Genomic DNA, 21,168 nt, shown 5'->3' on the forward strand with positions numbered 1-21,168 from the left:
CCCGTGACCGTTCGGACGGACACCCCACCCGCCGCCACCACCCCGCCCGCCACCGGGTCGGTGTGGGCGAAAGTACTGAGCGAGGTCTTCGCCCCCTGGGTGATCGTCATCGCGCTATCGGGCGCGGTGGCGTGGCGCGCCACCGGCGAACCGCTCCCGACGCTGGGGTGGGGCCTCCTGATCGCCGTGACCAGCAGTGTCCTGCCGATGGGCGTCATCGTGTGGGGTGCCCGCCGCGGCCGCTGGGACGGACACCACGTGCGCGACCGCACGGGTCGGCTCGTCCCGTTCCTGACGCTCATCGTGCTGAGCGCCCTGTGCCTGGGGCTGCTGCTGTGGTGGGACGCGCCCCGCATGGTGGTGGCCCTCGACCTCGCGATGCTCGCGGCCCTGCTCGTCAGCGGCCTCATCACGGCCTGGTGGAAGGTGTCGATGCACGCGGCGGTCGCCGCGGGAGCGGTGGTGATCCTGGCCGTCGCGTACACGGCGTGGCTGCTGCCTCTGCTGGGGGTGGCCGCGTTGGTGTCGTGGTCGCGAGTCCGACTCGGGGACCACACGGTCGCGCAGGTCACCGTGGGGACGGTGCTCGGTATCGTCGTGGGCGGAGGAGTCTTCGTCCTCGCCCTCTGACGGCCGTTGCCTTCGCCACACTCGGTAACCGATTGGTCTACAGTTCGTTGAGCTGCCCAACGGCATCGGCGTGTGGAGGAACCCATGAACACTTCTGTCGCCCCGTCGATCGAGCAGGTGGTCGACACGGAGCGGTACCCGTTGTTCCGGCCGGGCAGCGAGGCGTGGCACGCCGCGGTGGCGAAGGTGCGCGCAGACCTCGACCGCGACGGCTGCAGCGTGTTGAGCGACTTCGTCCGCCCGGCCCACCACGACCTCCTGCGACGCGAAGGCGCGAGCATGGCGCCACGCGCCCACGACGACGAGGAGGTCGTCAATGCCTACAACATCCCCGTCGACGCGGACCTGCCCGAGGACCACCCGGCCCGCATCCGACTGCACAAGCGCAACGCGTTCGTGGCCTACGACCACATCCCCGCCGACGCGCTCATCCGCCACCTCTACACCGACGAACACTTCAAACGTTTCCTCGCCGCGTGCGTCGGACTCCCCGAGATCCACGAACTCGCCGACCCGTTGGCCGCGTTGGTGCTCAACGTCGTGCGCCCCGGCATGGACCACCCGTGGCACTTCGACACCAACGAGTTCGCCGTCTCGCTGCTGACGCAGGCCCCGGAGTCCGGCGGCGTGTTCGAGTACTGCCCCAACATCCGTTCGGAGACCGACGAGAACTTCGCCGACGTCCGCGCGGTGTTGACGGGGAAGGGACGGCACCTGGTGCGACGGTTGACCCTGCGCACCGGCGACCTGCAACTGTTCCGAGGCCGCTTCGCCCTGCACCGGGTGACTCCCGTGGAGGGCAACACCGAGCGGCACACCGCGATCTTCGCCTACAGCGCGCGACCCGGCGTGGTGGGCAGCACCGCCCGTACGCGGCAGTTGTTCGGTCGGGTCACCGAGGCGCACCTCGCCGCCGAGGGGCGAACCGTGCGGGGCGATTCGCTGCTGGACTGACCGAGAACACCGACCTTTTCGAGGACCACCCGTGACTCACACCGAACCGACATCCACCTTCGCCTACGAGGACCGGCTCCCCCGTGTCCCCCTGCCGACGCTGGAGGAGACCTGTGACCGCTTCCTGGAGTGGTGCGCTCCGCTGCTGACCGACGAGCAGCGGTCGGTCACCGAAGCGGCGGTGGCCGAGTTCCTGCGTCCCGACAGCCCGGCCCGCACGCTGCACGCCGCGCTGGAGGAGTTCGACGCCTCCGACGGCGTGCGCAGCTGGCTGGATCTCTTCTGGCCCTCCCGCTACCTGGGCAGGCGCGACCGCATCGCGCTCAACGCCAACTTCTTCTTCCTGTTCCGCGAGTCCGAGCACGACCAAATCACCGGAGCCGCCCACCTCATTGCGTCCACAGTAGACTACAAACTGCGGCTCGACGCCGAGGAGATCCCTCCGGTGATCCAGCGGGGCAAACCGCTGTCCATGGAGCAGGTCAGGTACCTGTTCTCCACCACGCGCATCCCCGACCCCCGGCAGGACACCGTCCGCGCCCCCTACAGCGACGCGGAGCCCGGCCCCTCCCGTGCCCGACACGTCGCCGTGTTCCACCGAGGCCACCTCTTCCGCATGGACGTCATCGCCGAGGACGGCGAACCGCTGTCGGTGACCGACCTGGAAGCCGGGCTGCGGGCGATCGTCGACGCGAGCGCCACCCGCGCCGAGTTCCCCGTCGGGCACCTCACCACCAAGGCCCGCGCCGAGTGGGCCGAGAGCCGGGACGCCCTCCGCCGGCTCGACGGCAACGCCGAGGCACTCGACGCCCTGGAGACCGCGCTGTTCTGCGTCTGCCTCGACGACCACACCCCGGCCGACGAGAAGGACGCCTGCGACCACCTGCTGCACGGGGACAGCGGCAACCGGTGGTTCGACAAGTCGGTGTCGTTCATCGTGTTCGCTGACGGCACGGCGGGCATCAACATCGAGCACTGCGGGCTCGACGGCACCACCGTGCTGTCGTTCGTCGACACGGTGCTCACCACGCAACCACCCGCCCGCGAATCGAAGGGCACGCCCGCCGTCAGCCCGATCTCCTTCACCCTCGACGACGCACTGCGAGCCGACATTCGCGCCGCGGGCACCGCGTTCGCCGACTACGCCGCCGCCACGGCGACGAGGACGGTGTCATTCGACGACATCGGCTCCACCCGAATGAAACAGCTGGGCATCTCCCCCGACGCGTTCATGCAGCTGGCCTACCAACTGGCACACAAGCGCGCCAAGGGGTTCGTCGGTGCGACCTACGAGTCCATCGCCACCCGCCAGTACCGGGCCGGACGCACCGAGGCCATGCGCGTGGTCACCCCCGAGGTACTGCGGTTCGTCGAGGTCATGGAGGACCCGGACGCCGACGTCGACGAGCGCGTGACCGCGGTGAAGAACGCCGCCGACAAACACGTCGCGCGGGCCAGGGAGTGCCAGGCCGGAAAGGCGCCCGAACAGCACCTGTGGGAGCTCCAGCTCATCGCGACCCGACGCCCGGAACTCGGCGTGGACCCGAAGCTGCCGCTGTACTCCACGCCGGGCTGGACGATCATGCGCGACGACTACCTCAGCACCAGTTCGGCGCCGTCGGAGCACATCCGGTACTTCGGCTTCGGCTCCACGAGCAGCCACTGCATCGGCGTGGCCTATGTGCTGCTGCCCGACCACGTCAACATCTACCTGAGCACACCGGCGGCGGTCGCCGACGAGATGGCCGCCTTCGCCGACCACCTCACCACGGCGGTCTACGAGCTGGAGGACCTGCTGGACCCCGAGATCTGAACGGAACACGACAAAGGCGGAGTGGGCACCCACCCCGCCTTTGTCGTTCCTCGCCTCAGTCCGCGTGCGACCAGGCCTGCGACAAGGCGACCTTGCCACGGGTCTGCAGCAACGCGCCCGAGTACAGCCGCGCACCGAACATGGTCACCAGCGCCGCGAAGACCGCCATCAACCCGAGCGACGCCACGGCCTCCCACACCTGGGCCTCACCGGCGAACATCCGAGCCGGCATCGCCACGGCCGCCGAGAACGGCACGTACGACAGCACGGTCATCACGGTCTCGTTGTCGAAGAAGAACATCACCCCGAAGTACGGGCCCATCACCAGCATCATCGCCAGGCCCATGGTGGTCCCGAGGTCCTCCTGACGGCTCACCAACGACCCCGTCACCGCCCACAGCGCGGCGAGCAGCAGGAACCCGAGCACCATGAACGGCACGAACCACCCGAGCGCGGGCAGCACCACCGTCAACAGGTCACCGTGACCGCCGGCCCGCAGCGCCAAAGGCGCGACGATCGCCACCACCACGACCTGACCGACGGTCAGCAGCGTGTGGCCCACGATCTTGCCCGCGAGCAGCGCCCGCACCGGCACGGTCGACACGAGGATCTCCACGACCCTGGTCTGCTTCTCCGTCACCGTGCTCTGGGCGATGGCGACCCCACCCATGCCGAACACCAGGAACAGCAGGGCCAGCACCAACACCACCAGGCTCTGCTCGCCGTGCGACACGTCGGAGGTCTCCAGCAGGTCCACCGGCGGCACCGCCCCCAGTCCCGCGACAATCTCGGCGGGTGGGTCGGTCAACGCGACGACCCGCACGCCCGTCACCGACTCGCCCGTCGTGTCGGGCACGACGGCCGCGTCCACCTTCTCCGCGCGCACGAGCTCCTGCGCCGCGGCCACGTCCTCCGCCTCGACGATCTCGGCGTCGAGTTGCTCCAGTGCGGCCCGGACCTCGGAGCCGCCGACCACGGCGACACTCGTCTGTCCCCCACCGAACACGGACGGCAGCACGGACATCGCGAACAGCCCGACCACGATGACCACGAGGCCGATCCAGAAACTCTTGAGCTGCAGGAACGACTTCATCTCGCGTTCGGCGACCAGGCGGGTCGCCGACCAGAACGAGGTGCCACCCGCCTTGCCGGAGTCCTCCACCGCGCTCCCCGCAGATCGCGGCACGGTCGTCGTGCTCATCAGATGGCCTCCTTGAAGATCTCTTCCAACGAGGGCAGCACCGGGGTGAAGCTGCGGACGGCGCCCTTACCGAGCGCGGCCTTCAACACGTCCTGGTCACTGGTGCCGCCGGTGAGCTCGAACACCGCGCGGGGACCGTCCAGATCGACCACCCGCACCCCGGCGAGGTCGCGCAGCCACCCGGCGTCGGAGTCCACCACGAGTTCCCACCGCTCCGTACCGTGTTCGCGACGCAGTTGCTCCCGGTCGCCGCTTGCGGCGATCGTGCCCCCGGACAGGATCACGAGATCGTCGCAGAGCTGCTCCACGATGGCGAGCTGGTGGCTGGAGAACAATACGGGCACGCCCTGCGCGGCCCGCTCCCGCAACACCCCGAGCACCACGTCCACGGCGATGGGGTCGAGCCCGGAGAACGGCTCGTCGAGGATCAACAGCACGGGATCGTGCACCAGCGCGGCCGCCACCTGCACCCGCTGCTGATTGCCCAGCGACAGATCCTCCAGCTTGTCGTCGGCCCGCGACGCCAGATCGAGTTGGTCGAGCAGTTCCTCGGTGTTGCGTCGCGCCGTGGCGCGGTCCAGGCCGTGGAGCTGTCCGAGCCACGCGACCTGCTCGGCCACCTTCATCTTCGGGTACAGCCCGCGCTCCTCCGGCATGTAGCCGAAACGTTGCCGTAGTGACCCCGTGACGGGTTCTCCGTTCCACGTCACCGAACCCCCGTGCGGGGCGAGCACACCCAGGATGATGCGCATCGTGGTGGTCTTGCCCGCGCCGTTGGCACCGAGGAAACCCGTCATCCGACCAGGGCGCACCTCGAACGACACGTCGTGGAGCACCCTGTGATCGCCGAAGTGGCGACTGATGCTGGTCACTGTCAACATGCCGGCAAGTCAAGCAGCAGCCGGCACTCCGTGTCGTCGAGCCACGGAACGATCATGACCTCCACCTCGCGACGGATGCCGGGCGCTCACGCTCCGCCGGGAGTGACGATGCCGTTCTCGTACGCGTAGACGACGGCATGGGTGCGGTCGCGCAAACCCAGCTTGGCGAGGATGCGCGAGACATGCGTCTTGACCGTGGTCTCGCCGAGGAAGAGCTGCTCGGCGATCTCGGCGTTGCTCGCTCCCTTGGCCAGCAGGGTGAGCACCTCGAACTCCCGGTCGGTGAGTTCCGGAGGGCGACGGACGGGCGGAGCCACCCTCGGCGAGGAGAACCGCGCGATCACCCTGCGCGTCACCTCGGGGGACAGCAACGCGTCCCCGCGAGCGACCACGTGCACCGACTCGATCAGATCCTCGGGCGAGGCGTTCTTCAACAAAAACCCGCTCGCCCCCGCTTGCAGGGCCTCGAACAGATAGTCCTCGCGATCGAACGTCGTGAGGATGATGACCTTCGTGGGATGGTCGCCCCGAGCGGGGCCGAGCAGGCGGCGCGTGGCCTCCAGGCCGTCGAGTTTCGGCATCTGGACATCCATGAGCACCACGTCGGGTCGCAGTCGCGTCGCGAGCTCGACGGCCTCCTCCCCGTCCCCGGCCTCGCCGACCACCTCGATGCCCTCCCCGGAGGACAGAATCACCCGGAACCCGGCACGCACGAGTGCCTGGTCGTCCGCCAGGAGGACCCGCAGGGGCCCTTCGGTGCGTTCCTTCGCCGCGGTGGTGCCGTCGGTCACGAGTTCACAATCCTCCTCACGGGGTCTCGGCCCCGGTCCCCACCGGCGTCGGGTGGGTTCGGGGGAAGCTGGCGCGGACACGGTACCCGCCGGTGCGCCTCGGGCCCGTCTCCAGCTCCCCGCCGTGCACGGCCACGCGCTCACGCATGCCCACCAGGCCGAGACCGCTTCCCTGCGGGCGCCCCGGCCCCGACGGACCCCGACCGTCGTCGGTGATCTCCACCTCCACGCTCGTGTCGAGGTAACGCAACCTCACGTCCGCGGAATGGGCCGCGGCATGCTTGACGATGTTCGTCAACGCCTCTTGCACGATGCGGTAGATCGACAACGCGACGCCCTCCGACACCGGATACGGTTCGCCGTAGACGGCGAACGACACGTCGAGGGAAGCGGAACGCGTGCGTTCCACCAGGGCGGGAAGGTCGTCCAAGCCGGGAGATGCCGTGTGGGACGACTCGGTCGTGTTCTCCTCGGTGTCTCCGGGAGGCTCCGCACGCAGCACGCCGAGCAGTCCTCGTAGCTCCCCGATCGCCGTGCGCGCGGTCTCCTCCACCGTGTCCAGCGCGGTGCGCGCCAGTTCCCGGTCGGAGTCGATCACCCGGCGGGCGGCGCCGGCCTGGATGCCCATGACCGACACGTGGTGGGCCACGACATCGTGCAGTTCCCGAGCGATCCGGAGCCGCTCGGCCACGATGGCGCCCCTGGTGTTCTCCTCCTGGGACCGCCGCAGTTGCTCCGCGCGGTACTCCAGCTCCGCCTGCCGCCGCGCCGACAGCCATGCCAGCTCGCCGAAGAAGTAGGCCGCCAGGAAGAACACCACGTTGAACGCGAGTTTGTACAGCACGGCGGCCAGCACCGGGTTGAGCGGACCACTCGCGCCCGGAAACTCGGGGGCCGGGTGCAGCAGCAGTTCGACGATGCCCAACCCGAGCCAGGCGAACATCACCACGATGACACCGATGCGCGCCCAGCGCGCCACGGCCCTGTTGCGTCCCCACGCGCCCGTGCTGTAGATGGCGAGGAACAAGGCGACGGACGGCACGAAGTTGTCACCGATCTGGCGCGCCTGGACGACGATGAACAGCAGACCCACCGTGAGGAGCGTCACCAGCGGGTAGCGTCGCCGCACCGCCAACGGCACGGTGACGGCGACTCCCAGCAGAAGCTGTTCGCCCAGCGACGGGGCCCGCCCGAAAGCCAGCACCCCCATGCTGTTGACCACGACGATCGTGAACACCGCCCCGACGATCACGGCCAGGGCCACGAGCACGTCGTTGCGCTGCTGCTTCGGCGTGGGAGGAGGGCGTCGCCACTCCTGCCAGAATGGTTCTTCGTCCGGATTCCGTCTCGCCACGCGCGTCAACGTAACAGGACGAACGACGCGGTTCGCCGTCGCCGGAGCACCGGGGCACCCCGTCGGACACGGGAGTCGGGGGTCACGAAGCCCCGTTCACGCCCGCACGACGCCGGCGACGACGGCCACGAGCAGCCCCACCACGAGACACCAGATCGCCGGGGTCACGCTCCGGAACTTCCGATGGGCCACCACGCTCACCGCCCAGGTCTGTTCCGCCAACGCCCGCAACAGCCGATCCGGGTCGGACAACAAGTCGCGGGAGGCGGTCACGTAGTCGTCGGGATTCGGATAGCGGCGGGCGATGGTGTCGAAGTACAGCAACGCACCCGTCGCCTCGCTCGAAGCCGGAGCCGACAGCCGCGGCGAGAAAACCCGCAACGCCAGCACGATGGCCACACAGATGAACCCCAGCGAGGTCAGCAACAGCGCGACCCGCCAGGGCCAGCGGGCCCACTCCCCGTGCGCGGGCAATGCCGAGAGCACCACGCCCGCGAGCACCCCGCTCGCCGTGATCACCACCCCGGCCTTCGTGTCGGCGACCTTGGTCCAGTCGTTCGCGATCGTCAGTGTCTTCCACCCATCCTCGGTGTCGGTCACACCCGAAGTCTCCCGACCCGCACTCCCACGGCCAACCCCGACGCCACAGACGATCGCGAGATTGCTCTGAACGAGCGGAATTCACGCAAAGTGGTCGCCTTGAAACCCGCCGTACCGGTACGCCACACAGTGTGTGTCGTCGGACCATGCCTCCACGCGGTTTCGCCGCTCTCCTCGGCCCCCGGCACTGGGCAGCACTTCTCGCGTCCGGGCGCCTGAGCATTGGCCCCTCACGCCGCCGGTCCGGCGGCGGATAAACCAGCACCGTCCACCGGAAGCTTCCGAGCACGGCTCAGCCTTCGGTGAACGCCCCGGCTTCCCGGCGCGAGGACGGCTCCCGCCCGTCCCTCCTCCCCCTCCCGAAAAAGGACCTCAGTGATGAACATTTCCGCAGTCCACATCGCAACCGGGGTGGGCGCGGTAGTCTCCGCGCTCGTCGTCGTCCTCGGACTGATCTTCGACTGGGAGACCTGGGTGTGGCTCCCCCTGGCGGCCGTCCTGGGTCCGACGACGATGATCGTGCTGCGGTCGATGCTGCTGGACCGGGACACCGCACCGACACTTCCCGCACAGCATTCCCCCACTCCGGCTCCCCCGGCACCGCCGCAGCCCGTCGCCAAGCGCGCGACCATCTCCCAGCTCCCGCTGCCCACGAGAGAGAAGGACTACCGTTTCCTGTTCTCCGCCACCGTGTCGTGGCTGCACGATCCCCAGGTCCCCGCGATGGGCGCCGATCTGGGTGCCCTCGCCAAACAGAACGTCATCGCGCGAGCCATCGAGCGGACCCGGCAGTACGGGCCCGACGAGTACGCCCTCGCGACCGTCGAGCTCAACGCGGTCCTGTCCGAACGGATCACGCTCGCCAACGGCCACTACGTCTGGGCCTCCGAGGTGACCCTGACGCTGTCCGACGCGGACGCCAAGCGTCTGGAACGCATCAGCGAACTGCGCAAGCAGCAAGCACTCTGGGAACACGAACGCGCGCACGAGATCGGCGTCCGCGACTATCTCGGCAACGAGGTACTCCGCGATCCCGGCTCGGCGGTCACGTGGTGGTTCGCCCGCAACCTCGACAAACCCGACGCGATCACCATCACCGTGCGCGAGATCGACAACCTGCGCAGGCTGACTCGCGCCGCGCACGAGACCGGGGAGCCCGCCCCGGCGACACCGCTCACCCTGCTCTCGCCCGAGCCACCGACCCCCGTGGAATTCAATGGCGGTGTCGATCCGGCGCGACGCCTCGCGACCGCCGTGGACCAGCTCTGTAAGAACACCGAACCCGAGGTCCGCACCACGCTCTACCGCCGGTTGGCGGACCTGTTGCGGGTCCACGGGTTCGCCGAGGCCGCCGAGGCGTTGCGTTCTCCCGGCGATACCACCGAGTCCGAAGAGGCCTCGACGGAACACGGGACCGACGAGCCCGGTTCGGCGCCGGTTCCGTCCTGAACGGACAACGCTTCCCCGGCACAGCGGAAAGACCTGGGTAAGGGACGGTCGCCGGGCTTCGGGCTCGCAAGCGCTCACGGCCCGCTCGGCGTCCGGTACCCACCAAACCGGCGACTACTTTCCGTAGTTACAACGATCGTCGGTGTCGCCGCAGAGTGAACCCATGTCACCGTCCACACGACCCAGTTCGACGCTGCGCACAGAAACGAGGTCGGGGACATGCGTAATCGGACCGCACGCCTGCTCGCGGGCTCATTCGTGGCCCTCGTCGTGGGTGTGGGCGCGCCCGCGGTGGCCGAAACTCCGTACGACGACTACTACTCCGGAACCGAAGGGCTCACCGGAGAGGCCTTGAAAGACGCGCTGCACGACATCATCAGCGACGCCGAACAACTGACCTACGACGAGATCTGGGACGGGATCAAGGCCACCGACGAGGACCCGGCGAACCCGAACAACGTGATCCTGCTCTACAGCGGTGAGTCTCGTTCCAAGAACGACAACGGCGGCAACGTCGGCGACTGGAACCGGGAGCACGTGTGGGCCAAGTCCCACGGCGACTTCGGCACCTCGGGCCCCGGCGCCGACCTGCACCACCTGCGCCCCACCGACGTGCAGGTGAACAGCATCCGGGGCAACAAGGACTTCGACAACGGGGGCAGTCCCGTCGCCGGCGCGCCGGACAACTACACCGACGACGACTCGTTCGAACCACGTGACGAGGTCAAGGGCGACATCGCCCGGATGCTGTTCTACATGGCCGTCCGCTACGAGGGCACGGACTCCTACCCCGACCTGGAGCTCAACGACCAGGTGAACAACGGCTCGGCGCCGTATCACGGCAAGCTGTCCGTGCTGCTGGAATGGCACGAGGCCGACCCCGTGGACGACTTCGAACGCCATCGCAACGAGGTCATCTACAGCCAGTTCCAGCACAACCGCAACCCCTTCATCGACCACCCCGAGTGGGTCGCCGAGATCTGGGGCTGACCGAGGCGGGGGGTCACCGACGAAGGAGCGGCCGGGCGTGCCGGGGTTTTGGCGGCGCGCCGGGGAGGAGGCGGACTCGGCGGCGTGCCGCCAAGTCCTCGGCCCAGCCGAACGCCAGTACCGCCACGGCCGTCAACCCCACGGCGAGGGCGAAGTGCTCCACCTGCGAGTACTCGCCCCACCACCCAATGATCGGCGCGGCCAGATAGATCGCCACGTTGTGCCACAGGTACACGGTCACCGCCCTGGCGTTGAGCACGGCGACGAGCCGTCTCAACGCGGGGACCCGGTCGAGCCAACGCAGCGACGGCGACATCCGCAGTACGACGAGGACGAAGCCCGCGCTGACCAATGCCTGTGCCAGCGGGATCTCGTTGAGGTCGTAGGAACCCCACACCGGATGGGTGGCCGCCCACCACAGCCCCAGGGCCATCGACACCGCTGCCACGGGGCCGAGCACGGCGACACGAGCACGGGCCAACGCCCCGTCCCGATGGGCGAAGCCGAGCACCCAACAGGCGCCGAACGTGCAGAAGTCCACCGCTCCCCGGCCGACGTCTCCCATCTCCGACAGCGGCGATCCCAGCAGCGCATCCGCCGCGACGAGCGCCAACGGCGTCAGGATCGTCAGCAACGGCCGACGGCGATACCACCGCAGCAGCAACGGCGTCAGCAGGACGAACCACAGGTACGCGCGGATGTACCAGAGGACGATGGCGGCGTCCCGGCCGAGTTCCCAGTCACTGTGCGGGGGATCGAGGATCGGGAAGATCCACAACAGGAGTTCGGGCCAGTGCAACGCGTCACTCGCCCAGCTCTCCTCGGTGAACGAACTCCAGCCGAACGCCAGCATCAGCGGCACCATCACCACGGCCAGCACCCACAGCGGTGGCAGCAGCCGCACAATCCGCCTTCCGACGACGTCCACGGGCGGCCGGCGATCCATCGAGCGGGCCATCAGTGACCCGCCGACGGCGAACATGACGCCCATCGCGGGGAACACCATGCTCAGCCAGGGCCAGCCGACGGTGTGGTAGAGCATCACCCGCCCCAGCGCCGCGGCCCTGAGCACGTCCAACCACCGTTCGCGAACGGGGCTCGCCGCGGCGGGTTTCGCCCGAGCCTCACCCTCCTCCGGGGTTCTCGGCGCGGGGACGACGGAGGACACCTCACGCGGTGCCGCGACGGCTCGGTCCTCGCGCGATGCCGTGGCAGCCCGGTCCTCGCGAGGCAGTACGGCGCTTCCCGCCCGGCGCATGTGCTGCCACCGCACCCGCACCCCGGACGCCGCCGCGGCGAGGGACTGCACGAGCACCACGTACATGAGCTGGCGGTAGATGAGTTGTTGGGCGGGAAGCAGCCACAGCACCGTCCTGCGTTCGCCGTCCAGCCCGAACGCGTAGGCCGCCACGGCCGCCTGTACCCCGAGCATGCCCAGCCACAGCAGCACGGTGGTCCACGGATCGAGGAACAACAGCCCGTACACCAGGAAGACGTCGATCACCGGCGCGATGACGGGCAACAGGATCTGGAACAACACCACGTGCAACAGCCCGAAGCGACCGACCCGCCCGGCCGCTCCCCGCTGCACGACCGCACGACGGTGCTTCCACAGCGCCTGCATGGTGCCGAAGGTCCAACGGAATCGCTGTTGCCACAGCTGGCGGACGGTGGTCGGCGCCTCCGTCCACGTCACCGCGTTTTCCTGGAACACCGTGCGCCAGCCCGCTCTCCCGATGCTGATAGTGAGGTCGGTGTCCTCGGCGAGCGTCTGGGAGCTCAGTCCCTTCACCTGGAGCAGCGCCGAACGCCGGAACGCCCCACCCGCGCCCGGCACGGTCGGCATCGACCGCAACACGTCGTGGACCCGGCGGTCGACGTTGAACCCGATGACGTACTCGATGTGCTGGAGGCGCGCCAGCAACGTCTCCCGGTTGGCGATCTTGACGTTGGCGGAGACGGCTCCGACCTCCGGGTCGGCGAACGGCTGGACGAGTTCGTGCACGGTGGTCGGTTCGAACACGGTGTCGCCGTCCACCATGACGACGAAGTCGTACTTCGCGGCGGCGATCCCCGCGTTGAGGGCGGCGGCCTTGCCGCCGTTGGGTCTGCGCAGCACGCGAACCTCCGGCAGACCGAGGCTCTCCACGATGTCCGCCGTGCCGTCGGTCGACCCGTCGTCCACCACGATCACCTCGACGCGGTGGTTGCTCGCGACCGCCGACCGCACCGTGGCCTCGATACCGGCGGCCTCGTTGTAAGCGGGCACGATCACCGACACCGGCTCGGTGACCGGAGGCCCCCACGGTGATCGGGGTCGATCGCGTCGCGCGACGTGCTTGCGCGCCACCAGCACCAGGATCACGAGCCGCAGCACCGTCAGCACGCCCACCGCGACGAGAAGCCACTTCAGGACCGTCATCACGGCCAGCGCCAGGTTGACGAGACCGGTCAACGCGCTTCCCGACGCCTTGTCCACGGCCGAGGCCGGAGCGGCACGGTTGGTCCCCAACACGTCCGTGATCGTGGTGAACCGGTATCCCTGCTCCTTGAGCCGAGGGATGAGGACGTCCAGCGCGGCCACGGTCTGGGACCGGTCGCCCCCGGCGTCGTGGAGCAGGACCACGGCACCGCGCCCGTCGGGTGGCGTGGCGTTACGCACGATGGCCTCGACTCCGGGCCGCTGCCAGTCGGCACTGTCGACGTCGCTGAACACGCTGACGTAGCCGAGTTCCCCCGCGGCCCGCACCACGTCGTACGCCGGGTTGTCGATGGCCTCCACAGTGGACGAGTAGGGCGGCCGGAACAAGTGGGTCGTAACACCGGCCGCCCCCGCGATCACGAGCTGGGTCTGGCTCAGTTCCCGTTCCACACGCCAGGACGAGACCTGGGCGAGTTCGGGGTGCGTGAACGTGTGCACGCCGAGCTCGGAGCCGGATTCGTGGATCCGACGCACGAGGTCGGGGTACTGAGCGGCCATCGAGCCGACCACGAAGAACGTGGCGGGCACGTCGTGCCGTTCGAGCACCTCCAGCACCTTCGGTGTCCACGTCGGATCGGGGCCGTCGTCGAAGGTCAACGCGACGGTGTACGGAGGCAGTTCCGTGGACATCACCGAGTCGCCGTCGGCGTACACGAGGGGCCCGCCCTCGTTCACCGATCTCGGTACCTCCGACTGGCTCTCGAAGTCCCGCTCGGGGTTCGAGTCGTTTCCGATCTCCGACGTAGTCCACCCGGCTACGACCAGCAACAGCACGAACAGCAGGCCGACCACGCCGGCCACGAGCCACGAGCCACGCACACGCACGAGCGCTCCTTACGACTCGGGGGCGTGTGGCAGCGTCGTCCAACGATCCCCGGCCAACGCGAACCACTCGTCGGCGGAGAAGGTGGACACCGGCGGCCACTCGGGCTCGCCCGACGTCTCCTCGGGCTCGACGGCCTCGACCTCCCCGGTCTGCCCGGACTGGCCGGGCCGCTCGCCGTCGTCGGCGCCGTTCGCACCGGTCGAGGACTCGGCCTCGGTGTCGTCGGTGTCCTCGACCCCGTCGACGCCCTCGACGCCGCCGGGCTTCTCCGCGCTGCCGGGCTTCTCGGACTCCTCGGTGGCGTCGGTGCCGTGGACCCCGCCCAAGCCGTACCAGAACTCCCCGGCTTCCTCCTCGCCGTGGTCGGACTCCTCGACCTGGTCGACGTCCTCGGCGTCCTCGGAGTCGTGCGAGGGCTTCTCCTCGGACACCTCGGACTCGGGGCCCGTGCCCTCCTCGACGTACTCGACATCCTCGGAGTGCTCGACGTCCTCGACGTCGCCGTCGGCGACGGACTCGGGGTGGAAGCCGTCGTGGTCGTACTTCATGCCGTGGGGAGCGGTGGCACCGCCGTCAGCGTCTTCCTCCTCGTCCGTCGGCTTCGCGGTGGGTTCCTCACCGGGGTCGGCAGTGTCCTCCGAGACGGTCTCGTACTCCTCGTCGGTCTCGAAGTCCCCGGTCACCGAGGACTGGTCCTGATTCCGTGACGGGGACCCCGGCTCCTGCTCGTCGGGTGCGGAGCCCGTGGCCTCGGCGCGAGCGGCACCGTCCTCGGGACTCGCCTGGGACGCGGGGAGAGGCGCTTTCCCTCCCCCGGAACGGGCCGCCATGTCTCCGAAGAAGCTCGGTGTCACCGAGTGCTGGATCGGCAGCGCGAACGACGTGGTCGTGGACGGGCGGTCGGCCAGGAGCACGCCGCAGGCGGCCAGGGCCATGACACCGCTGCCCGCGGTCACCCCCGCCGTCAGCCGTAACCACATCCGACGGCGGCCGCGGGGGTCGAGGAAGATGGGCTGATCCTGGGCGGCCGAGTGGTTCTCGGCCCCTCCGGACTGGATCACGATGGGTTCCCTCCTGCTTGTTGGTGAGTCGATCGCGGACCCTGTGACAGCGACCGGGTGAAGGCGTGTGGTTGTTGCCGAAAGCCACTACATCGGCTGGACGCGGTCACGAGTCCCGGACAGTCGCCGTTGTCCCGGTTGAGCGACCGGAAGCCGAGAAAGCCGAGGGCGTGAGCGACGGCGAAGGACCGCAACGCGTGCGCGTCCGCGAGCGTCGTGACGGAGCCGGTGTCGTTGCGCCCGGCCATGTACGTGATGCCGAGGCGCGCGTACGCGTCGGCTCGGTCGTCGTACTCCCGGAACCGTTGGATCTGGTCGGTGACCCGCTCGGCGGCGGTGAGCAAGGTGGTGAGCCGGTCACCCCGTACGGGCAGGTTCATCACCATCGCGTTCACCGTCACGTCCACCCCTCGTTCCTCCAGCGCCCGAAGCAGGTCGAGGCTCGGGGAGGTGAGTCCCGTCGTCGTGTCCTCGACCGGGACGGTGACGACGAGCGCGACGGCATACCGCCGCGCGACGAGCGCGAGCGCGTCCGCGACCCGACCCACGGGCACGTCCCGTTCGACATCGACGTCGAGGGTGTCGGCGCCCAGCGCCGTCAACGCGGTGCCGTAGGCCGCGGCGAGTTGGTGGGGCGTGGTACAGGCGGCTTCGAGGTAGTGACCGTGGGCTCCTCCCGAGGCGACCGTCACCGCACCACCACGGGCTCGCAGTCGGGTCACCTCCGCGGTGATCGCCGGATCGGCGACCGGACGGCGGCCGTTCCCCGCGGGCACGCATCGTCCGTTCTCCGCGAGGAGGAACGAGAGCACGAACCGGTCGACCCCCGTGGAGGAAGCGATCCTCGTCAGCGGCGGAGGTTCGGGGCCGACGTAGACGTAGGGAGCGGTGGGCACCCGACGGGCCGGCGGCTCGGCCGCCCAGGCTCCGAGGAACAGCAGAGCGAGTACGGCAGAGCCCGTACGGACCAGGTCACGACCGTCCGCGGTGGGCGCGGTGGCCGAGACAGTGGTGGCGGAGCTTCGGTGAAGCCCGAAGAACACGTCGCCCTTCCTCCCTGGCGGTGGTCGACATCGATCGTCACCGTGTCGACACGCTTCGTGACCGCCCGTGGGCACACGTGCCGTCCACACTCGACCTCGAAGAAGCCGAGCACTGACTGTGAAGGTCCTAGGTGGACGTTCTGAAAACAGCGCGATGCACGAGCATGCGCGACAGTCGTGCCCACGGGCACACCGATATCAACGGTCGAACAAGAGAAATAATTAACGACCTTTCCGAGCGAAAAACCCGATTGCAATATCCAAAATAGACAATTATGTCATAAAAAACGGGCACGACGAGGCCACCCTCGCCCACCGGGCGGGGTGGCCTCGTCCGTTACCGAACGTCGGGAAGCGTCAGCCTGACATCTCGCCCCGGCGACGACCTCCCGCTCCCAACACCAAGCCCAATCCGATCATGCCGATCGCCAGACCCAGGTGAAGCCAGTTGTCGGCGTTGTTGAGAGGCACGAAGTTCGCGGTGGACTCGCTACCCACGACCAGGCCGTAGATCCACAACACCAGGTAGATCGCCCCGCCGCCGATGAGGAACGCGCGGGCGGCGTTCGCCGTGCGCATCATGGCGAGGCCGGCGATCCCGAACAACAGGTGCACGATGTTGTGCAGGATCGACACCTGGAACACCCCGAACAACATGGCTCCGGATTCGTGCCCGGCGAACTGCATGTCGCCGTAGTTGGTCGTGACCCCCGGAATGAACCCCAGAATCCCGACCAGCAGGAACACGGCACCGACCACGCCCGCGGCCGTCTGCAGCGCCGGACGCGATCCCATACCTGCTACGGCACGCCAGGGCTGCGCGGACGAGTAACTCATCGTTCCCTCCCTCCTCGGGTACTGGGGAATTCCCCCTCACGTGGGTTTCACACCTGATTGGCGGCACGATCCACCTGGGCGGACTACGTCCGGTGTCATCAGACGTGGCCCTCGCCCGAGGAAAGTCCCCCACCAGGGGGAGTTCACGGCTTGAGGACCACCTTCGTGTAGCCCTCCTCGCGCCGGTCGAACCGCGCGTAGGCGTCGGGGGCGTCGTCGAGGGGACGACGCTGCGACACCACGAAGCTCGGCTCCGCCCGTCCCGCGATGATGAGGTCGCGAAGCTGCCGGTTGTACGCCTTGACGTTCGCCTGACCGGTACCCATCCTCAGCCCCTTCTCGAAGAAGCGGCCGATGTTGATGAGCAACTTCCCGTTACGGGCCTCCTCCGTCGGTCCTCCGGGGTCCTTCGGCAGGTAGAGCCCCACGACTCCCAGCGACCCCGTCGGCCGTACCGTTTCGATGAGGTCGTTCAGCACCACGGCCGGCTGTTCCTCGCCCTCGGGCACCGTGGCCTGGTAGCCGACCGCGTCGATACCACGGTCGACCCCGCCGTCGGTCTGACTCACGATCTGCTCGGGCGCGCTGGCCTCGGCGAAGTTGACGGGGATCGCGCCGATCTCCTCGGCGACCCGCAGACGGTTGGGCACCCGGTCGACCACGAACACCTTGGAGGCTCCCCGAAGGATCGAGGAGTAGGCGGCCATGAGCCCGACCGGCCCCGCCCCGTACACGGCGACGGTGTCACCGGGGGAGACCCCGGCCATCTCCGTTGCGTGATAGCCGGTGGGGAAGATGTCGGCCAACATGGCGAAGTCGTCCTCGTGCTCCTCCCCGCGCGGCAGCTGCAGGCAGTTGAAGTCCGCGAACGGCACTCGCAGGTACTCGGCCTGACCACCCTTGTACGGCCCCATCCCCACGTAGCCGTACGCGCTTCCCGCGAACCCGGGGTTCGCGGTCAGACAGAACCCCGTCTTGCCCGCGAGGCAGTTACGACAGAAGCCACAGGCGATGTTGAACGGCAGGACGACTCGATCGCCCTTCTTCACGCTCGCCACGCCGGAGCCGACTTCCTCGACCACGCCCATGTTCTCATGACCGAACACGATGCCGGGCTCGGCCACCGTGCGTCCCTCGTACATGTGGAGGTCCGAGCCGCAGATCGCCGTCGTGGTGATTCGGACGATGACGTCGGTCGGCTGTTCGATCCGGGGGTCCTCCACCTGTTCGACCCGCACTTCGTTGGGGCCTTGGTACACCACGGCTTTCATCTCGCCCTCCCCGATCGGATACGTCCTCGCTCTCCGGCTACCCCGGTCGCGCTACCTCATGCAGGAGTCGATGCCCCGAAAATCCCGTTCCGGCTCACCCACACGAGCGGAGTCGAACACTTGATCGATTTCAATTTCGAAGATGAGTTTCTTTATGAAAGTGATGCGAGTTACAGTGACGGTGTCGCCGCCGCGACCACGAAGGGGAAGATCACGATGAGCCGGGTCCGGGTGCTCGTGGGAACACGCAAGGGCGCCTTCGTCCTCACCGCCGACGGGCGGCGCGACGAATGGCACGTCGAGGGCCCCCTCTTCGGAGGCTGGGAGATCTACCACGTCACCGGCTCGCCCGCCGACCCCGACCGGCTGTACGCGTCCCAGTCGGGCGGCTGGTTCGGCCAGCAAATACAACGCTCCGACGACGGCGGCGCCACCTGGCGTCCGGTCGGCAACGAGTTCACCTATCTCGGCGAGCCGGGCACCCACCAGTGGTACGACGGCAGCCAACGACCGTGGGAGTTCACACGGGTCTGGCACCTCGAACCCTCCCCCGCCGACCCCGATCGCGTCTACGCGGGATCGGAGGACGCCGCTCTCTTCCGCAGCGACGACGGCGGTGTCACCTGGCGGGAACTACCGGGGCTTCGCACCCACGAGTCGGGCCCGTCGTGGCAGCCCGGCGCGGGAGGCATGTGCCTGCACACCATCCTGCTCGACCCTCGCGACGAACAGCGCCTCCGCGTGGCCATCTCGGCCGCCGGGGTGTTCGCCAGCGACGACGGCGGTACGAGCTGGACCCCGAGCAACAAGGGACTGATCAGCGAGGGCATCCCCGACCCCGACGCCGAGGTGGGCCACTGCGTGCACAACCTGGCCCGCCATCCCGACCGCCCCGACACGCTCTACATGCAGAAGCACTGGCACGTGATGCGCTCCGACGACGACGGCCGGACGTGGTACAAGATCTCGGGCGACCTCCCCACCGACTTCGGTTTCCCGATCGAGGTCCACGCCCACGACCCCGACACGGTGTACGTCGTGCCCATCACCAGCGACTACCTCCACGTCCCACCCGACGGTCGGCTGCGTGTCTACCGCAGCCGCGGCGGCGGGCACGAGTGGGAACCGCTCACCAACGGGCTTCCGCAGAAGCACTGCTACGTCAACGTGCTGAGGGACGCCATGGCCACCGACTCCCTCGACGACTGCGGCATCTACTTCGGCACCACCGGCGGACAGGTGTACGCCTCTCCCGACGCCGGGGACACCTGGACGCCGATCGTGCGCGACCTTCCGCCCGTGCTCTCCGTGGAGGTGCAGACGCTGCCATGATCCGCGTGACCCTGCCTCCACACCTGCGCGCCCTGGCCCGCGTCGACGGGGAAGTGGCCCTCGACGTCGCCGAGCCCGTGACACTGGGATCCGTGCTCGAGGCCCTCGAAATCGACTATCCGGTACTGCGCGGCGCGATCCGCGATCACCGCACCAAGCGGCGACGCGCCTTCGTCCGGTTCTTCGCGTGTGAGGAGGACCTGTCGCACCAGCCGCCCGACACCCCGCTGCCCACCGCCGTGGCCAGCGGGGCCGAGCCGTTGCTCATCATCGGCGCGATGGCGGGCGGCTGAGTACGCGATCAGTCGACGAGGACGGGCAGCTTCTCCACGCCGTAGACGATCGACGTCTTGCGGAACTCCAGCTCCTCCACGGGAACGGCCAGCCGCAGCTTCGGGAACCGCCGCACGAGAGCCGGATAGGCCGCACGCAGCTCCATGCGAGCCAGTTCGGCGCCGACACACCGGTGCACACCGTGCCCGAACGCGAGGTGGGACATCGGAGGCCTGGTGCCGTCGAAGATCTCAAGGCCGGTGCCCAGCCGCTCGTCCCGGTTGGCGCCGCTCAGCGACACCACCACCATGTCGCCCTTCTCGATGGTCTTGCCACCGATCTCGATGTCCTCCCGCGCGAAGCGGGGGAACGCCACCTGCACCACCGTGAGGTACCGCAGCAGTTCCTCGACGAAGCCGTGGACCACCTCGTCGTCGTCGTGGATGCGCTTGAAGGCCTCCTGGTCGCGCAGCAGCACGAGCGCGCCGAGCGAGAGCATGCTCGCCGTCGTCTCGAAGCCACCCGTCAGCACCCCGTCGGCCAGCCCGGCGAGTTCCCGATCCTCGATCTCGTCGCCGTGCTCCCTGATGATCATGCCGAGGAGCCCGTCGCCGGGGTTCTCGCGTTCCTTGCGCACCACGCCCAGCAGGTACTGGAGCGACTCGGAGATCGCGCCGAGCGAGGCCCCCGCACCCCCGAAGAGGTCGAACCTCTGCACCGCGAGGTGTTGGAACTCGTCCCGGTCCTCGTACGGAACACCGAGCAGCTCACAGATCACCAGCGACGGGATCGGCAGCGCGAACTCCTCCACGAGGTCGACCGGACCCTCGGCGCGGTCCATGGCATCGAGACGCTCCTTGACGATCCGCTCGATGCCGGGCTTCAGGCGAGCCAACCGACGCATCGTGAACTCGGGCGTCAGCAGCCGCCGCAGCCGGGTGTGCACGGGCGGGTCCGCGAACCCGAGGCCACCGGGATTGTCGTCGGCCTTGGCGCTGGTCTTGCCGATAAGGTTGGTGAAGTCGTTGCTGAAGGTCTTGGCGTCCCCCAGGACCGCCTTGGCCTCCTCGTAACCCGACACCAACCACACGTTGAGCCCGAACGGCACGGGCAACTTGCTGACCGGCTCCTCGCTTCGCTTCCGTCCCAGCTCCGCCACCGGATCCAGACCGTTGCGGCGCAGCGGCATCAACACGTCGTCCGGCAGCAGGGACATCTTCGAAAGGTCGAGGCCTTTTTTCTGCACGCGCGCGAAGTAACGGCGCGCGAACCACGACATCACTCGTGACCGGAGATTCCCCACGGCTGCACACAGTATCAACCGGGTGAACCGCGCAGGGGAAAGACCGGGAAGATCTTCCCCACCGAATCCGCGCCGCG

At 68.6% G+C, this 21,168-nt stretch carries 18 protein-coding genes; 7 read left to right on the forward strand and 11 right to left on the reverse strand.

All coding sequences use genetic code 11. The features are described from left to right. The first annotated feature begins 3 nt into the window (after positions 1–3). The 3 genes from SACGLDRAFT_RS14765 to SACGLDRAFT_RS14775 all read left to right on the forward strand — a co-directional run bounded on the left by SACGLDRAFT_RS14765 (position 4) and on the right by SACGLDRAFT_RS14775 (position 3,397). Positions 4–630, forward strand: a complete 627-nt coding sequence (locus tag SACGLDRAFT_RS14765; RefSeq protein WP_005465610.1) for a phosphatase PAP2 family protein — start codon at positions 4–6, stop codon at positions 628–630. Positions 631–714: 84 nt separating this feature from the next. Continuing rightward, the gene (locus SACGLDRAFT_RS14770; RefSeq protein ID WP_005465611.1) at positions 715–1,584 is read left to right on the forward strand and encodes a HalD/BesD family halogenase; all 870 of its coding nucleotides are present in this window, start codon (positions 715–717) and stop codon (positions 1,582–1,584) included. 31 nt (positions 1,585–1,615) lie between these two features. After that, entirely contained in the window at positions 1,616–3,397 is a 1,782-nt protein-coding gene (locus tag SACGLDRAFT_RS14775) for a choline/carnitine O-acyltransferase (protein ID WP_005465614.1), read from the forward strand. A gap of 55 nt (positions 3,398–3,452) precedes the next feature. Here SACGLDRAFT_RS14775 and SACGLDRAFT_RS14780 read toward each other — a convergent pair whose 3' ends face one another. From SACGLDRAFT_RS14780 to SACGLDRAFT_RS14800, 5 genes are all read right to left on the reverse strand, one after another. Next, positions 3,453–4,598, reverse strand: coding sequence for an ABC transporter permease (locus SACGLDRAFT_RS14780; protein WP_005465615.1), 1,146 nt, complete (start codon positions 4,596–4,598; stop codon positions 3,453–3,455). Continuing rightward, positions 4,598–5,479, reverse strand: coding sequence for an ABC transporter ATP-binding protein (locus SACGLDRAFT_RS14785; RefSeq protein ID WP_005465616.1), 882 nt, complete (start codon positions 5,477–5,479; stop codon positions 4,598–4,600). Before SACGLDRAFT_RS14785 ends, SACGLDRAFT_RS14780 begins: the two co-directional genes overlap by 1 nt. Positions 5,480–5,565: 86 nt before the next feature. Then, the gene (locus tag SACGLDRAFT_RS14790; protein ID WP_005465617.1) at positions 5,566–6,270 is read right to left on the reverse strand and encodes a response regulator; all 705 of its coding nucleotides are present in this window, start codon (positions 6,268–6,270) and stop codon (positions 5,566–5,568) included. A 16-nt stretch (positions 6,271–6,286) separates the two neighbouring features. After that, positions 6,287–7,624 carry a sensor histidine kinase gene (locus tag SACGLDRAFT_RS14795; RefSeq protein WP_083852963.1) on the reverse strand — a complete coding sequence of 446 codons (1,338 nt, stop codon included), beginning with the start codon at positions 7,622–7,624 and terminating at the stop codon, positions 6,287–6,289. Positions 7,625–7,720: 96 nt separating this feature from the next. Then, complete coding sequence (locus tag SACGLDRAFT_RS14800) at positions 7,721–8,224, reverse strand: Pycsar system effector family protein (protein ID WP_005465620.1); 504 nt, start codon at positions 8,222–8,224, stop codon at positions 7,721–7,723. A gap of 378 nt (positions 8,225–8,602) precedes the next feature. Here SACGLDRAFT_RS14800 and SACGLDRAFT_RS14805 point away from each other — a divergent pair, with 378 nt between their 5' ends. Further along, a complete protein-coding gene (locus tag SACGLDRAFT_RS14805) occupies positions 8,603–9,673 on the forward strand; it encodes a hypothetical protein (protein ID WP_005465621.1) in 1,071 nt (356 codons plus the stop codon). 219 nt (positions 9,674–9,892) lie between these two features. Then, the gene (locus tag SACGLDRAFT_RS14810) at positions 9,893–10,663 is read left to right on the forward strand and encodes an endonuclease I family protein (RefSeq protein ID WP_005465622.1); all 771 of its coding nucleotides are present in this window, start codon (positions 9,893–9,895) and stop codon (positions 10,661–10,663) included. Between the two features lie 13 nt (positions 10,664–10,676). Here SACGLDRAFT_RS14810 and SACGLDRAFT_RS14815 read toward each other — a convergent pair whose 3' ends face one another. From SACGLDRAFT_RS14815 to SACGLDRAFT_RS14835, 5 genes are all read right to left on the reverse strand, one after another. Further along, entirely contained in the window at positions 10,677–13,970 is a 3,294-nt protein-coding gene (locus tag SACGLDRAFT_RS14815; RefSeq protein ID WP_005465623.1) for a glycosyltransferase, read from the reverse strand. Positions 13,971–13,979: 9 nt separating this feature from the next. Further along, entirely contained in the window at positions 13,980–15,032 is a 1,053-nt protein-coding gene (locus SACGLDRAFT_RS14820) for a putative sodium/potassium/calcium exchanger (RefSeq protein ID WP_005465624.1), read from the reverse strand. Further along, the gene (locus SACGLDRAFT_RS14825; protein ID WP_005465625.1) at positions 15,029–16,075 is read right to left on the reverse strand and encodes a glycoside hydrolase family 18 protein; all 1,047 of its coding nucleotides are present in this window, start codon (positions 16,073–16,075) and stop codon (positions 15,029–15,031) included. Before SACGLDRAFT_RS14825 ends, SACGLDRAFT_RS14820 begins: the two co-directional genes overlap by 4 nt. Positions 16,076–16,432: 357 nt before the next feature. After that, on the reverse strand, positions 16,433–16,912 hold the full coding sequence (locus SACGLDRAFT_RS14830; protein ID WP_005465626.1) for a DUF4383 domain-containing protein: 480 nt from the start codon (positions 16,910–16,912) through the stop codon (positions 16,433–16,435). Between the two features lie 143 nt (positions 16,913–17,055). Next, positions 17,056–18,183, reverse strand: a complete 1,128-nt coding sequence (locus SACGLDRAFT_RS14835) for a glutathione-independent formaldehyde dehydrogenase (RefSeq protein WP_005465627.1) — start codon at positions 18,181–18,183, stop codon at positions 17,056–17,058. 216 nt (positions 18,184–18,399) lie between these two features. Between SACGLDRAFT_RS14835 and SACGLDRAFT_RS14840 the strand changes: the two genes are divergently transcribed. Continuing rightward, entirely contained in the window at positions 18,400–19,515 is a 1,116-nt protein-coding gene (locus tag SACGLDRAFT_RS14840; RefSeq protein WP_040920029.1) for a WD40/YVTN/BNR-like repeat-containing protein, read from the forward strand. Then, entirely contained in the window at positions 19,512–19,808 is a 297-nt protein-coding gene (locus SACGLDRAFT_RS14845) for a MoaD/ThiS family protein (protein ID WP_005465629.1), read from the forward strand. Before SACGLDRAFT_RS14840 ends, SACGLDRAFT_RS14845 begins: the two co-directional genes overlap by 4 nt. A gap of 8 nt (positions 19,809–19,816) precedes the next feature. Here the strand turns inward: SACGLDRAFT_RS14845 and SACGLDRAFT_RS14850 are convergent, their stop codons facing one another. Continuing rightward, positions 19,817–21,067 (reverse strand): cytochrome P450, encoded by a 1,251-nt coding sequence (locus SACGLDRAFT_RS14850; RefSeq protein WP_005465630.1) that lies wholly within the window; start codon positions 21,065–21,067, stop codon positions 19,817–19,819. Positions 21,068–21,168: the final 101 nt, after the last annotated feature.

It is taken from the genome of Saccharomonospora glauca K62 (assembly GCF_000243395.2).
Classification (GTDB): Bacteria; Actinomycetota; Actinomycetes; order Mycobacteriales; family Pseudonocardiaceae; genus Saccharomonospora; species Saccharomonospora glauca.

Bases quoted from the DNA above. Each gene is read 5' to 3' on its own strand.
- SACGLDRAFT_RS14770 (WP_005465611.1), top strand. From the start codon at position 715: ATGAACACTTCTGTCGCCCCGTCGATCGAGCAGGTGGTCGACACGGAG.
- SACGLDRAFT_RS14780 (WP_005465615.1), bottom strand. From the start codon at position 4,598: ATGAGCACGACGACCGTGCCGCGATCTGCGGGGAGCGCGGTGGAGGAC.
- SACGLDRAFT_RS14785 (WP_005465616.1), bottom strand. From the start codon at position 5,479: ATGTTGACAGTGACCAGCATCAGTCGCCACTTCGGCGATCACAGGGTG.
- SACGLDRAFT_RS14805 (WP_005465621.1), top strand. From the start codon at position 8,603: ATGAACATTTCCGCAGTCCACATCGCAACCGGGGTGGGCGCGGTAGTC.
- SACGLDRAFT_RS14810 (WP_005465622.1), top strand. From the start codon at position 9,893: ATGCGTAATCGGACCGCACGCCTGCTCGCGGGCTCATTCGTGGCCCTC.
- SACGLDRAFT_RS14830 (WP_005465626.1), bottom strand. From the start codon at position 16,912: ATGAGTTACTCGTCCGCGCAGCCCTGGCGTGCCGTAGCAGGTATGGGA.
- SACGLDRAFT_RS14835 (WP_005465627.1), bottom strand. From the start codon at position 18,183: ATGAAAGCCGTGGTGTACCAAGGCCCCAACGAAGTGCGGGTCGAACAG.
- SACGLDRAFT_RS14840 (WP_040920029.1), top strand. From the start codon at position 18,400: ATGAGCCGGGTCCGGGTGCTCGTGGGAACACGCAAGGGCGCCTTCGTC.
- SACGLDRAFT_RS14845 (WP_005465629.1), top strand. From the start codon at position 19,512: ATGATCCGCGTGACCCTGCCTCCACACCTGCGCGCCCTGGCCCGCGTC.
- SACGLDRAFT_RS14850 (WP_005465630.1), bottom strand. From the start codon at position 21,067: ATGTCGTGGTTCGCGCGCCGTTACTTCGCGCGCGTGCAGAAAAAAGGC.